The sequence below is a fragment of the Herbiconiux daphne genome, from assembly GCF_024979295.1.
Taxonomy (GTDB): Bacteria; Actinomycetota; Actinomycetes; order Actinomycetales; family Microbacteriaceae; genus Herbiconiux; species Herbiconiux daphnes.
Genome location: NZ_JANLCJ010000551.1, coordinates 1 through 604, shown reverse-complemented (window position 1 = coordinate 604; position 604 = coordinate 1). Strand labels below are relative to the sequence as shown.

Sequence of the window (604 nt, the reverse complement as noted above, 5' to 3'; positions counted from 1 at the left end):
CATCAACACTAAGATTCACTGGAGCATTGAGCATGTTATCACGCAGCCAATCAGGATCGTTAGGTTGTTTAGTAACAGACGGGTCTACCATCTTGATGATATCGAGGAAGTTACCACGAGTGCTACTAGGAATGAGTTTGTAACGTTGGAACATGCAAGACGGACGAGGTTCAAGTGGTTTACCTTCGTGGTCAGTACCAGTAGCATTAATACCAATCAGTTCAAATGCAAGTTCAACTGCATAGTTCTGTTTGGTTTCAGTGACACCAGTCTTACGATCAGTGTAAGTAAACTCTTGACGGCCTAACATTACGATACGAGTGATACGAGCATCATAATCATCTTTTTTCAGCAGATCATAATTTTTCTTGAATTTAGAAGTACGCGGTTCAGATTTTAATACAGGCATGTAATTATATCCTTATAAATAATATTCAATTTTAAAGCATTAAGCTCAGAGCATATCCAAAAGCTCAAAGCTATATGCTTTATATATTACAATATATATGGTTTTAGTACCAAATATACTATATGAAGATAAATATTTCCCTTAAACACTACCCACGGATAACCAAAGGAGTATCACTATAACGAGAAGAATCAT

General features: G+C 36.3%; 1 protein-coding gene. It reads right to left on the bottom strand.

Translation table 11 applies throughout. The features are described 5' to 3' along the window. The coding region (locus N1032_RS26390) for a hypothetical protein (RefSeq protein WP_259543613.1) at window positions 1-409 on the bottom strand (409 nt) is incomplete at its 3' end. Window positions 410-604: the final 195 nt, after the last annotated feature.